The organism is Streptomyces afghaniensis, assembly GCF_044327915.1.
In the GTDB taxonomy this organism is placed as follows: Bacteria; Actinomycetota; Actinomycetes; order Streptomycetales; family Streptomycetaceae; genus Streptomyces; species Streptomyces afghaniensis.
Genome location: NZ_JBIRGJ010000004.1, coordinates 63145 through 75131 on the forward strand (window position 1 = coordinate 63145; position 11987 = coordinate 75131).

The following is an 11987-nucleotide window of genomic DNA, read 5'->3' on the forward strand; positions in this document are numbered from 1 at the left end:
GGGGGACTTTGTCCTGCCTCTGGACGAAGAACGGAATCCGTGTTGTCATGCGAACTCGTGTCCATGACAACGTTGTTATGGAGGTTCCGTGCGCACCAGATGCCTCAGAGCCCGACTCGCGTTACTGCTCGCCGCGCTCCTCGCCCTCACCGGCCTGACCGCGGCACCCGCCCTCGCGGACGACCCGGCCGAGATCCACGGCCTCAAGGGCGAGTACTACACGCACTCCGCCCCCGGCGCCTTCGACTTCCACACCCTCAAGGCGACCACCTTCGACCAGGACCTCGACTTCGACAACCTGGAACCGCGCCTGGCCTTCACCACCGGACAGTCCGACGACGTCAGCGTCCGCTGGACCGGCAGGATCGTCCCCGAGAAGACCGGCCCCCACACGTTCTCGATCATCGGCGACAACGGCTTCCGCCTCTGGATCGACGGCCAGCTCGCCATCGACCACTGGGTCGACGACTGGGACCGCGAACAGACCGCGCAGCCCGTAGACCTGACCGCCGGCAAGCCCTACGACATCAAGGTCGAGTACTTCGAGCACTACGGCGGCTCCAACCTCCACCTCCGCTGGACGCCGCCCGGCGGCGGCAAGGAGCCCGTCCCGCAGTCGGCGTTCCGCCTCCCCGACGGCTTCGACTACGACGGCGCCCTCGCGGCCACGGTCCAGTCCACCGGCCGCACCCTCAAGCTGGACTTCGCCCAGCCCCTCGCCGCACCCCCGCCCGGCTTCACCGACCACCTGCGCGCGGTGATCGGCGGCGCCGCATGGCCCCTGGGCGCGGCACGGCCGGACCCGTCCGACCCCACCTCCCTCCTGGTCACCCTCGACGAACCGGTCGTCGGCAACAAGACCGGCACGGCCCGCGGAACCGCCGATGTCCGCTACGACGGCCGGGGCGGTCTCACCGACGCCGAGGGCAACGTTGTCAAGGAGTTCTGGAGCAGCGGCCCGAACCGCTCGACGTACCAGCTGCGCACCCGCTGGGCCGACGAGGTCGGACCCGGCAACGCCCTCCCGGAGTACCCGCGCCCGCAGCTGACCAGGGACGCCTGGCAGGGCCTCAACGGCCGCTGGCAGTTCGCCGCCGCCGAGCCGGGCGAGCTGCCGCCCGTCGGCAGGACACTGAAGGAGCGCATCCTCGTCCCGTACCCGGTGGAGTCCCAGCTCTCCGGCGTCGAACGGCACGAGGACCGCATGTGGTACCGCCGCACGTTCACCGTCCCGCCCGACTGGCGGATCGGCTCCGGCAAGCGGCTCAAGCTCAACTTCGGCGCCGTCGACTGGCGCTCCGAGGTGTATGTCAACGGCACCAAGGTCGCCGAGCACGAGGGCGGCTACGACAAGTTCAGCGCCGACATCACCGACGCGCTCCAGCCCGGCCGCACGCAGGAGCTGATCGTCGGCGTCTACGACCCGACCGACGCCGCCTCCGGCGAGAACCCGCCAATCGGCAAGCAGCGCCTGGATCCCAGCGGCATCTGGTACACGCCGTCCTCCGGCATCTGGCAGACGGTCTGGATGGAGCCGGTGGCCCGCGACCACGTGGACTCCCTGAAGCTCGTCCCCGACGTGGCCGGCGAGAAGCTGACCGTTCAGGCCCGGGGCGTGCGGGACGGCGTACCGATCACGGCGACGGCGTACGACGGCCGGCGCGAGGTGGCCACGGCGAGCGGTCGCACCGGCAGCCCGCTGACGCTGACCGTCCGCGATCCGCACCTGTGGTCGCCCGACGACCCGTTCCTCTACGGCCTGAAGGTGAAGGTCGGCGCCGACCGGGTCGGCAGCTACTTCGGGATGCGCTCCATCGCCGTCGAGAAGGTGAACGGCGTCCCGCGCACGGTCCTCAACGGCGAGCCCGTCTTCATGATGGCCACCCTCGACCAGGGCTTCTGGCCGGACGGCCTGCACACCGCGCCCACCGACGAGGCCCTCGCCCACGACCTGAAGGCGCACAAGCGGCTCGGCTTCAACTCGGTCCGCAAGCACATCAAGGTCGAGCCGGACCGCTGGTTCCACTGGGCCGACCGGCTCGGGCTGCTGGTGTGGCAGGACATGCCCGCGATGACGGCCGGGGTGAACCCGAGCGCCGCTTCCCGCGCCCGCTACGAGCGCGAGCTGAAGGAGATGATCGACGAGCACGTCAGCAGCCCGTCGGTCGTCATGTGGGTGACCTTCAACGAGGGCTGGGGCCAGTACGACGTGGGCCGGATAGCCGAGCAGGCCAAGGCCTGGGACCCCACCCGGCTCGTCAACGGCCAGTCCGGGCTGAACCTGGGCGCCGACGGCGGCACCGGCGACATCATGGACGAGCACGGCTACCCGAGCCCGGCCCTGCCGCCCCGTCCCGACGGCGAGCGCGCCCTGGTCAGCGGCGAGTACGGCGGCCTGGGTCTCGCGGTGCCCGGCCACGCCTGGTCGGTGCAGCAGTCGTACGTCGACGTCGACCCGGCCAGCTACACGGACGACTACCTGGCGAAGCTGGACGAGGTCCGGGCGCTCGTCTGCCGGGGCGGCAACGGGGCCGTCTACACCCAGATCGCGGACGTCGAGGGCGAGCTGAACGGCTTCCTCACGTACGACCGGGCGGTGCTGAAACCGGACACGGCCCGGCTGAAGGCAGCCCACCGGGCGCTGATCCATGACGCCTCCCGGGTGACTCCCGCGGGGTGCCCGGCGCCGCAACCTGTGCTGGACTGACCACACATGCACCATAAGTCCCGCCCCTCTCACCGGGGCGGGACTTAATCTGCTGTTAACTGTACGTAGCCTGATCGTACTTGACCGTAATCGGCTGGGAGCGATTGACTGCTGGCCCACCCGTCGTCGACGCGAGGCAAAGCCCTTGACTGCTGACCTGCTCGCTCCTCTCGACCTGGCGTTCTGGAACATCGAGTCCGCGGACCACCCGATGCACCTCGGCGCCCTCGGGATCTTCTCGTCCCACTCGCCTGCCGCCGGCGCCCACGCGGCCGACCTGCTCGCGGCCCGGGCCGCAGGCGTGCCCGGACTGCGGATGCGGATCCGCGACGTGTGGCAGCCGCTGCCCTCCGCGCTGCGCCGGCCGCTCGCCTTCGGCGGCGCCGCCCGGGAACCCGACCCGGACTTCGACGCCCTCCACCACGTGCGGCTGCACGCCCCGACCGCCGACTTCCACACGGTCGCGGGCCGGCTCATGGGACGTCCGCTGAGGCGCGGCCGGCCGCCGTGGGAGGCCCATGTGCTGCCCGGCGAGGACGGGGTCTCCTTCGCGGTGCTGTTCAAGTTCCACCACGCCCTGGCCGACGGGCTGCGGGCGCTGACTCTCGCCGCGGGTGTCATGGACCCGATGGACATGCCCGCGCCCCGGCCCCGCCCCGCCGAGCCCCCGCGCGGCCTGCTGCCGGACGTACGCGACCTGCCCGGGAAGGTGCGCGGCGCCCTGTCCGACGTCGGCCGGGCCCTGGACATCGGCGCCTCCGTCGCCCGCTCCTCCCTCGACGTGCGCTCCACGCCCGCCCTCACCTGCGAGCCGAGCGGCACCCGCCGCACCGCCGGCGTGCTGCTCGACCTCGACGACGTGCACCGCGTCCGCAAGACCGTCGGCGGCACCGTCAACGACGTCCTCATCGCGGTCGTCGCGGGCGCGCTGCGCCGCTGGCTCGACGAGCGCGGCGACGGCAGCGAGGACGTCGCGCCCCGCGCCCTGATCCCCGTCTCCAAGCGCCGCCCGCGCACCGCGTACCCACAGGGCAACCGGCTCTCCGGCTACCTGATACGGCTTCCGGTGGACGACCCGGACCCGCTGGCCCGCCTCGCCTCGGTCCGCACCGCCATGGACCGCAACAAGGACGCCGGCCCCAACCGGGGCGCGGGCGCCGTCGCCCTGCTCGCCGACCACGTCCCGGCCCTGGCCCACCGGCTGGGCGGGCCCCTGGTCGGCCAGGCGGCCCGGCTCTGGTTCGACATCCTGGTGACCAGCGTGCCCCTGCCCAGCCTCGGCCTGAAGCTCGGCGGCAACCCGCTCACCGCCGTCTTCCCGTTCGCCCCGCTGGCCCCCGGCCACTCCCTGGCGGTGGCGGTCTCGACGTACCGGGGGAGCGTCCACTACGGGCTCGTCGCCGACGGCCATGCCGTGCCGGACCTCGACCGGCTCGCGGCGGCCGTCACGGAGGAGGTGCGCACGCTGATCGCCGCCTGCCGGTCCTGAATCGGGTGGGTTTGGCGGTGTGGCCCGCCGCTCGCGTAAAATTCGCCCTTCGAAAGCGGGCGCGACCGGCGCGCCACCACAGCAGAGCAGGGAACGACAGCGGCGATGACGGTGACAGAGGACGGCCCGCAGGCCATGGACGAGGCGAGCGGGCTCCCGTACGGACCCGGCATCGACCCGGAGCGGCTGGCCGTCTGCCTCAGCGTGCTCGAGGAACTCGACAAGCTGGAGATCGACCACCCGGACGCCGTCGCCGTGCGCCGGGCCACCGCGGGCGTCTACCGCACGGTCAAGCAGCGCCGCCGCCAGGAGCGCCGGGCCGCCAAGACCGCCCACGACAAGGCGGTCACGGAGGCCACGGCGACCGGCTCCGCCCAGCGCATCGACGACGAGACCGAGGGCCTGCTGCCCTCCTCCCGCACCGAGGAGGGCCGGATCGCGGGGATACTCCAGCGCCCGCGCTCCTGCTACACCTGCAAGACCCGGTATGTGGAAGTCGACTACTTCTACCACCAGCTCTGTCCGGACTGCGCGCGCGTGAACCGCGAGAAGCGCGACGTCCGTGCCGACCTCACCGGCAAGCGCGCCCTGCTCACCGGCGGCCGCGCCAAGATCGGCATGTACATCGCGCTGAGGCTGCTGCGCGACGGCGCGCACACGACGATCACCACGCGCTTCCCGAAGGACGCCATCCGCCGCTTCAAGGCGATGGACGACTCCGCGGACTGGATGCACCGCCTGGAGGTCGTCGGCATCGACCTGCGCGACCCGGCCCAGGCCGTGGCCCTCGCGGAGCAGGTCGCCGAGGCGGGCCCGCTCGATATCCTCGTCAACAACGCGACCCAGACCGTCCGCCGCCTGCCGTCCGCTTACGCGGCGCTGGTCGAGGGCGAGAGCGCCCCGCTGCCCGCCGGTGAGCTGCCCGCCCACCACGTCATCGGCGCGTTCAACTCCGGCGCGGTCGACGGCCTGGCCGCGCTGCCCCTGGGTACCAGTGGCCTCGACGCCCAGCAGGTCGCCGACCTCGCCCTGGTCGCGGGCAACGCCAGCGTCGAGCGGCACCTCGACGGCACGGCGATCGACGCGGGCGGGCTGGTGCCCGACGTCGTCGACTCCAACACCTGGGTGCAGACCATCGAGCAGATCTCCCCGGTGGAGCTGCTGGAGACCCAGCTGTGCAACTACACGGCGCCGTTCATCCTGATCAGCCGGCTCCGTCCGGTCATGGCCGAGGCCGCGAAGAAGGCGGCGAGCGGACGCGCGTACGTCGTGAACGTCTCGGCGATGGAGGGTGTGTTCGGCCGTGGCTACAAGGGCGCGGGGCACCCGAACACGAACGCCGCGAAGGCCGCGATGAACATGGTGACGCGGACCAGCGCGCAGGAGATGTTCCAGACCGACGGAATCCTGATGACCTCGGTCGACACGGGGTGGATCACGGACGAACGGCCTCACTACGACAAGCTGCGGCTGGCCGAGGCGGGGTTCCACGCGCCGCTCGATCTGGTCGACGGTGCGGCTCGGGTGTACGACCCGATCGTGCGGGGTGAGGCGGGAGAGGATCTGTACGGGGTCTTCCTGAAGGACTACGCGCCGGGTAAGTGGTAGGGCTTCCCGGCTTCCCGGCCGACGTCTGGAAACCGCCGGTGCGGACGTACACCGTCCGGGTGATCCGTAAATGCGTCCTTCCGCGGGCAAATCGGTGCGTAAACCCGAGCTGAACACGGGATGACGCGCGATCGTTACCGCTTGTTTTCAGCCCCATCGAGCGGGGGGCCGCTCATTTGGTTAGTCTGAGGCGGACGGGCAGCAGGACGGGACCCACACCCACGGTCCGTCATGGGACAAGCCGGTACACCACGGCCTGCGCTCCCGCGAGTTACCGGCGCCACCGCGTCCGAACTGCATTTGGCATCAGACCCGAGCGGGGCGTCAGGCGCAGAGCAGGACGGCGCACACGTCCCGAGGGTGACCGACACATAAGGAGTGCGCGGTGACACCGGAGAAGACGAATCGCGAGCAACGCCCCAAGGAACGCACCGAGCGCAAGGGCCGCCGGTCCGACGAGCTCGGCAGCCTCGACGTGTGGGCCCGCTCGGCCCCCATCCGCCTCGCGGGCTACGAGGAGGACCTCGCCGAGCCCCACATCCTGCCCAGCGTCGACTGACCGGGCGCAGGCCCTCCGCGTTCGCCGGGCTCATGGGCGTGCCAGACTCGCCCCCATGCTGATCAGGGAAGCGACGGCTGACGACTGGCCGTGCATCTGGCCGTTCTGGCACCGCATCGTCGCCGCGGGCGAGACCTACGCATGGGACCCGGGAACCTCCGAGGAGGAGGCCCGGGTCCTGTGGATGAACCCGGCGAAACGCGTCTACGTCGTCGAGGACGACAGCGGCAGTGTCGTCGCCTCCGCTTACCTCACCCCGAACTACGGTGGCGCCGCCGCCCGCATCGCCAACGCCGGCTTCATGGTCGACCCGGACCAGGGCGGCCGGGGCTACGGCCGTGCCCTCGCCGAACACCTCCTGACCGAGGCCGGGGCCGCCGGCTACCGGGGAATGGTGTTCAACGCCGTCGTCGAGACCAATCCGGCCGTGAAGCTGTGGACCTCCCTCGGCTTCACGATCCTCGGTACGGTGCCCGACGCGTTCGAACACCCCCGGCACGGCCTGGTGGGGCTGCACATCATGTACCGGGCGCTCTAGAGCATCAGGACATCGGAGGGTTCCATGACCGGGTTCCGGGTGAGGCCCCTGGACGCGGGCAGCTGGCCGGACTTCGCCGGTCTGGTGGAGCGGCACAACGGCGTGTGGGGTGGCTGCTGGTGCATGGCCTTCCACCCCGAGGGCCTGAGCGGCACCAAGGACCCCGAAGAGAACCGCGCCCGGAAGCAGAGCCGGGTCCGCGACGGCGGCGCGCACGCCGCCCTGGTCTACGACGGCCAGGTCTGCGTCGGCTGGTGCCAGTTCGGGCCGGCGCCCGAACTGCCCCGCATCAAGCACCGGCGGGCCTACGAGAAGGACCTCGGCGCCCTTCCGGACTGGCGGATCACCTGCTTCTTCGTCGGTCGCGCCCACCGCCGCCAGGGCGTGGCCGCCGCCGCCCTCGACGGAGCCCTCCAGGAGATCGCACGCCTCGGCGGCGGAACCGTGGAGGGCTACCCCGAGGACGCCGCGGGCCGGTCGGTCTCCGCGTCGTTCCTCTACTCCGGCACGGTGCCCCTGTTCGAGAGCCACGGCTTCGAGCGGAACCGGCGCCTCGGCAAGCACCACTGGGTGGTCGGCAGGACGGTCCCCGGGGCGGACGTCAGGGGCGGACGTACGGCCGCGTCATGATCTCCATGTTGTGGCCGTCCGGGTCGTCGAAGTAGGCGCCCCGGCCGCCGAAGAGGTCGTTCACCCTCCCCGGCTCGGTGTGGCTCGGGTCGGCGTAGTAGGTGACCCCCAGCGTCTCCAGCCGGGCGATCATCGTGTCGAACTGCTCCTCGGGCACGAGGAACGCGTAGTGCTGCCCCTGGATCGGCTCGTCGGTCTTCTCGTAGTAGTCGAGGGTCACGCCGTTGCCCAGGTCGACGGGGAGGAACGGCCCGAAGGGGGCGCCCACCTCCAGGCCCAGGACCGCCGCCAGGAACTCCGCCGACAGGCGGCGGTCCGAGGCGTAGACGGCGGTGTGGTCGAGGTGGGCGACAGCGGCCGGCGGTTCGGGTGTGTGCGGTGCGTGGGACATGGGTGTGAAACGTCTCCGGTTCTCGGGTCCTTGAGGAAACGCCGCAGTGGCGCGAGGGGATGAGGAAACACGGAGACGGGAGGCGGGGCTCGTGCCCTCTCCGGCTCTCGGCGGGGCCCGCGCGGGGTCGCCCCCGCCGCGCTCACGCCGAGGCCGGGCGCCTCACTCGTGCATGGCCTACGGCCGACCCGGCAGTCACCCGGCCGACTCTAGTTCATCGGCGCCGTACGCCGCCACGGATTGCGTTCCTGCAACTGCTCGGCCACTTCCAGGAGTTGGTACTCCGTGCCGGGGCGTCCCACCAGCTGCACGGCACAGGGGGCGCCGGAGGGGAGGGTTCCGCAGGGGACCGACATCGCGGGCCAGCCGGTCAGGTTCCACGGGGGCGTCAGGGGCGAGTAGTTCGTGTTCGCCAGGACGTTGCTCAGCCAGCCCCGCTCGTGCCAGGGCCCGGCCTTCGGGGAGCGGCGGGCGAGCGCGGGCGTGAGCAGCACGTCGTGGTCGGCGAAGAACGGTTCCAGCCGCCGACGCAGCCGCTCCCGGGCGGCTCCGGAGCGCGCCCTGTCCAGGAAGGGTCTGCCGAGTCCGGCGTGGACCCGGGTGCGCCGGGTCAGCAGCTGTGCGTCGAGGTGCCGGGCGTCCGCGGCGGTGCCCGCCGTCCAGTGGACGAGTGAGGTCATGGCGAGCGACATCGGGTAGGGCGGGTCGGCGCGCCGGACCTGGTGGCCCGCCTTCATCAGCACCCCGGCCGCCTCCCGGGTGGCCGCCGTGTACGGCCGGCTGACGGTGACGCCGGCCAGCGGACTGCGCAGCGACACGGCGACCCTGAGGGGACCGGCCTCGGAGCGGAGGGCGGGCTCGTCGCCGGCGAGCACCGAGAGCATCAGACGGGCGTCCTCGACGGTCGTGGCGAGCGGTCCGTTCTCCGACATGCCGAACCAGTCGCTGTCCCCGGTACCCGTCGGGACCACTCCGTGTCCCGGCTTGATGGTGACGAGGCCGCAGTTGGCGGCCGGTATGCGCAGGGAACCCATGCCGTCGTTGCCGAGGGCGACCGGCACCATGCCGGCTGCGACCGCGGCGGCGCTGCCGCCCGACGAACCGCCCGCCGAGCGCGTCGGGTCCCAGGGGTTGCGGGCGGTGCCCAGCACACCGTCCGTCGTGCCGAAGACACACAGCTCGGGCACGTTCGTCAGACCCACGACCACCGCGCCCGCCGCCCGCAGCCGGGCCACCGTCACATGGTCCTCGGCGGCCGGGGTGTCGGGAGTCGCGGCCGAGCCGATGCGGGTGGACTCGCCGCGCACCGCGAGGTTGTCCTTGACGGCCACGGGCACACCGGCCAGGGGCAGGCGGTCGACTTCGCCGCGTGCGGCCACCTCGTCGGCCTCGGCGAGCGCCGCCTCGGCGCGCACGGTGCGGAAAGCCCCGACACGGCCGTCGAGGTGCTCGATCCGCGCGAGGTGCTCGGCGACCACCTCGCGGGGGGTGACCCGCTTCTCGCGTACGGCGGCGGATATCTCGGCGGCGGTGCGGCCGGCCCAGGTGGTCACAGAGGCTCCTCGGCGTGGAAGGACGGGCTTACTGGCGAGTACGTAGGGAGAACTGTGCACCGGCCGGAGGCGCACGTCGAGGCCCTCAGCGCAGGTGGCGAGCGAGGAAGGCCTCGGTGAGGTCCATCGAGGCCGGCCACCTCGGCCCGAAGGTGTGTCCCTCGTCGGCGTGGGTGCGCAGTTCCACGTCCTTGCCCGCCTTCTCGAATGCGGCGGCGGCCTGGCGTGACCAGCGCAGAGGGCAGGTGTCGTCCGCCGTGCCGTGCTGGATCAGCAGGGGTTCGGTGACACGGTCGACGTACGTCAGGGGCGACACGGCGCGCCAGAACGCCGGGTTCTTCCCGGGTGTGCCGTGCTTCTCCTCGATCTCGGCCACGACGGGATCGCCGTCGGGCCGCTGGAAGTGGTCGATGTTCTCCTCCGGGCGGCCGCTCACCGGCGCGTACACCACCGCGGCGTCGAACAGACCGGGCGCCACGACCAGCGTGTTGTACACGACCCCGCCGCCCATCGACCGGCCGAACAGGCCGATCCGGGCGCCGTCGATCTCCGGGCGCCCGGAGTCCCGCAGAGCCAGGGCCGCGCCGATGACGTCCTCGGTGTAGCCGAGGCGGAGGTCGACGTCGTTGTCCGGGTCGTCGTCGGAGCGGGCGTGGTTGCGGTAGTCGGTGTGCAGGACGACGTAGCCGCCGCGGGCCAGGCGGTCCTGCTCCCGGGGCATGCCCTGGCCGCTGACGTAGACGTCCGGGTCGATGTACCCGTGCGCCAGCACGAGCGCCGGGAACGGGCCCTTGCCCTCCGGGATGTTCATGATCCCGGAGATGGTCAGACCGTTCGCCTCGTACGTGACCGCGTAGCGGGTGTAGGCGGAGGTCCGGTCGAGCACGTCCCCGAGCCGCAACCCGGTGCCGGTGTGCTTGCGCTGCATCAGGGCCGGGAGGGAGACGGGGTCGGCAGCGGTGGGGGAGGGCGTGGTGCGGGGGCGCTCGCTCGTGGCCGGGGTGGACGTCGGAGAGGCCTCGGGCGCGCTCTCGTCCCCACCGCCGGTGCAGCCGATCGCGACGGACGCCAGCAGTCCGGCGGTGACCCAGGCTGTGCCCCGCCGCCGCATACGGCCCATTCTCACCCTGCGGGAGACGCACGTCACATTCCGCGATGTCACATCGGGCCGGGCCGCCGACTCATAAGGGCGTAAGCATCGACAACGACACAGGAGTTCACCATGAACGCGCGTCTGGACGTCTTCGCCATCCCGAGCGCCGGCAAGGTCATCAAGCAGTTCATGTCCCTGGGGCGGCTGGTCGTGGAGTCTCCGCTGCCGGCCGCCACCCGGGAGCTGGTCTCGCTCCGGGTGAGCCAGATCAACGGCTGCGCGGTCTGCGTCGACATGCACACCAAGGAGGCCGCGGCGGCGGGTGAGACCTCCGTGCGCATCAACCTGGTCGCCGCATGGCGGGAGGCCACGGTCTACACCGAGGCCGAGCGCGCCGCGTTCGAGCTGGCCGAGCAGGCGACCCGGATCGCGGACGGCGCCGGCGGGGTGCCGGACGAGGTGTGGGAGCGGGCCGCCAAGCACTACGACGAGGAGCAGCTCGTCGCGCTGGTGACCCTGATCGCCTTCATGAACACGGCGAACCGGCTGAACGTCGTCCTCCAGCAGCCGGCGGGCGACTACCAGCCCGGTCAGTTCAAGTAGCGGCGGCACCTCGGGCCCTGGGGACTGGTCCTCAGGGCCCGAGCTGTGCCCGCAGCCACTCCTCCACCTCGCCCACGTGCGCGGCCGCCGCCGTGCGGGCCGCCTCCGGGTCGTGGGCGGCCAGGGCGCGGTGGATCGCGGCGTGTTCGCGGCGGGTGCGGGCGAAGGCGCCCTCCTCCTGGTAGCCGCGCCAGACACGGGCGCGGAACGTCCGCGACGACAGGCCCTCCAGGATCGCGGCCATGGTCTCGTTGCCCGCGGCCAGCGCGATCTCGCGGTGGAAGGCCAGGTCGTGGGCGAGGATCTCCTCCGGGTCGTCCGTGGCGTTCATCGCCGCCAGGTGCTTCTCGACCTCGGCCAGCTGGTCCGCGGTGATCCGGGCAGCGGCCAGTGCCGTCGCCGTCGACTCCAGGATCCGCCGGATCTCCAGCAGCTCCACCAGACGCGGGCCGCGCGACAGGTCCGCCACGACCCCGAAGGTCTCCAGCAGGTCGCCGGCCTCCAACTGCGTGACGTAGATGCCCGATCCGTGCCGCGCCTCCAGCACGCCCAGCACCGTGAGCGCGCGGATCGCCTCCCGCATCGAACTGCGGGACATGCCGAGCTGCGCGGCCAGGTCACGTTCGGTCGGCAGCCGCTGGCCCGGCTCCAGCCGGCCCTCGCCGATCATCGCCTTGATCCGCTCGATGGCGCGCTGCGTCACGGTGCCCTTCTGCGGGGCTGTCTCGTCGTCCACGCCATTCCTCCGATCACCGGCTGCGGCGCAGTCTAATCGCCGATGTGGTCGGACCACTATGCGCCAGAAGCGCGAAAAAC

Annotated in this window: 11 protein-coding genes; 7 read left to right on the forward strand and 4 right to left on the reverse strand. The window is 71.9% G+C overall.

Translation table 11 applies throughout. The features are described 5' to 3' along the window. Positions 1-88: 88 nt before the first annotated feature. The 6 genes from ACH4G3_RS14830 to ACH4G3_RS14855 all read left to right on the forward strand — a co-directional run bounded on the left by ACH4G3_RS14830 (position 89) and on the right by ACH4G3_RS14855 (position 7531). Positions 89-2707, forward strand: coding sequence for a PA14 domain-containing protein (locus ACH4G3_RS14830; protein ID WP_397624817.1), 2619 nt, complete (start codon positions 89-91; stop codon positions 2705-2707). 145 nt (positions 2708-2852) lie between these two features. After that, positions 2853-4196 carry a wax ester/triacylglycerol synthase family O-acyltransferase gene (locus ACH4G3_RS14835; protein ID WP_397624818.1) on the forward strand — a complete coding sequence of 448 codons (1344 nt, stop codon included), beginning with the start codon at positions 2853-2855 and terminating at the stop codon, positions 4194-4196. A 105-nt stretch (positions 4197-4301) separates the two neighbouring features. Then, the gene (locus tag ACH4G3_RS14840) at positions 4302-5804 is read left to right on the forward strand and encodes an SDR family NAD(P)-dependent oxidoreductase (protein ID WP_397624819.1); all 1503 of its coding nucleotides are present in this window, start codon (positions 4302-4304) and stop codon (positions 5802-5804) included. A 385-nt stretch (positions 5805-6189) separates the two neighbouring features. Further along, positions 6190-6363, forward strand: a complete 174-nt coding sequence (locus tag ACH4G3_RS14845; RefSeq protein ID WP_010037330.1) for a hypothetical protein — start codon at positions 6190-6192, stop codon at positions 6361-6363. Between the two features lie 55 nt (positions 6364-6418). Further along, positions 6419-6901 (forward strand): GNAT family N-acetyltransferase, encoded by a 483-nt coding sequence (locus ACH4G3_RS14850; RefSeq protein ID WP_354749841.1) that lies wholly within the window; start codon positions 6419-6421, stop codon positions 6899-6901. A gap of 24 nt (positions 6902-6925) precedes the next feature. Then, a complete protein-coding gene (locus tag ACH4G3_RS14855) occupies positions 6926-7531 on the forward strand; it encodes a GNAT family N-acetyltransferase (protein ID WP_397624820.1) in 606 nt (201 codons plus the stop codon). On the opposite strand, the gene ACH4G3_RS14860 is transcribed toward ACH4G3_RS14855, so the two are convergent. The 3 genes from ACH4G3_RS14860 to ACH4G3_RS14870 all read right to left on the reverse strand — a co-directional run bounded on the left by ACH4G3_RS14860 (position 7503) and on the right by ACH4G3_RS14870 (position 10586). Next, positions 7503-7922 (reverse strand): VOC family protein, encoded by a 420-nt coding sequence (locus tag ACH4G3_RS14860; RefSeq protein ID WP_397624821.1) that lies wholly within the window; start codon positions 7920-7922, stop codon positions 7503-7505. The two genes, ACH4G3_RS14855 and ACH4G3_RS14860, sit on opposite strands and share 29 nt — an antisense overlap. A gap of 209 nt (positions 7923-8131) precedes the next feature. Next, positions 8132-9475: an amidase gene (locus ACH4G3_RS14865; RefSeq protein WP_397624822.1), complete on the reverse strand. Its 1344-nt coding sequence runs from the start codon at positions 9473-9475 to the stop codon at positions 8132-8134. Positions 9476-9560: 85 nt separating this feature from the next. Then, a complete protein-coding gene (locus ACH4G3_RS14870; protein ID WP_397624823.1) occupies positions 9561-10586 on the reverse strand; it encodes an alpha/beta hydrolase family protein in 1026 nt (341 codons plus the stop codon). Between the two features lie 111 nt (positions 10587-10697). Between ACH4G3_RS14870 and ACH4G3_RS14875 the strand changes: the two genes are divergently transcribed. Further along, positions 10698-11171: a carboxymuconolactone decarboxylase family protein gene (locus ACH4G3_RS14875; RefSeq protein WP_397624824.1), complete on the forward strand. Its 474-nt coding sequence runs from the start codon at positions 10698-10700 to the stop codon at positions 11169-11171. Positions 11172-11202: 31 nt separating this feature from the next. Here ACH4G3_RS14875 and ACH4G3_RS14880 read toward each other — a convergent pair whose 3' ends face one another. Further along, complete coding sequence (locus ACH4G3_RS14880) at positions 11203-11907, reverse strand: FadR/GntR family transcriptional regulator (RefSeq protein ID WP_243378482.1); 705 nt, start codon at positions 11905-11907, stop codon at positions 11203-11205. Positions 11908-11987: the final 80 nt, after the last annotated feature.

Excerpts from the sequence above, each read along its gene's own strand:
- ACH4G3_RS14840 (WP_397624819.1), top strand. The coding sequence starts at position 4,302 with ATGACGGTGACAGAGGACGGCCCGCAGGCCATGGACGAGGCGAGCGGG.
- ACH4G3_RS14850 (WP_354749841.1), top strand. The coding sequence starts at position 6,419 with ATGCTGATCAGGGAAGCGACGGCTGACGACTGGCCGTGCATCTGGCCG.
- ACH4G3_RS14855 (WP_397624820.1), top strand. The coding sequence starts at position 6,926 with ATGACCGGGTTCCGGGTGAGGCCCCTGGACGCGGGCAGCTGGCCGGAC.
- ACH4G3_RS14860 (WP_397624821.1), bottom strand. The coding sequence starts at position 7,922 with ATGTCCCACGCACCGCACACACCCGAACCGCCGGCCGCTGTCGCCCAC.
- ACH4G3_RS14870 (WP_397624823.1), bottom strand. The coding sequence starts at position 10,586 with ATGCGGCGGCGGGGCACAGCCTGGGTCACCGCCGGACTGCTGGCGTCC.
- ACH4G3_RS14875 (WP_397624824.1), top strand. The coding sequence starts at position 10,698 with ATGAACGCGCGTCTGGACGTCTTCGCCATCCCGAGCGCCGGCAAGGTC.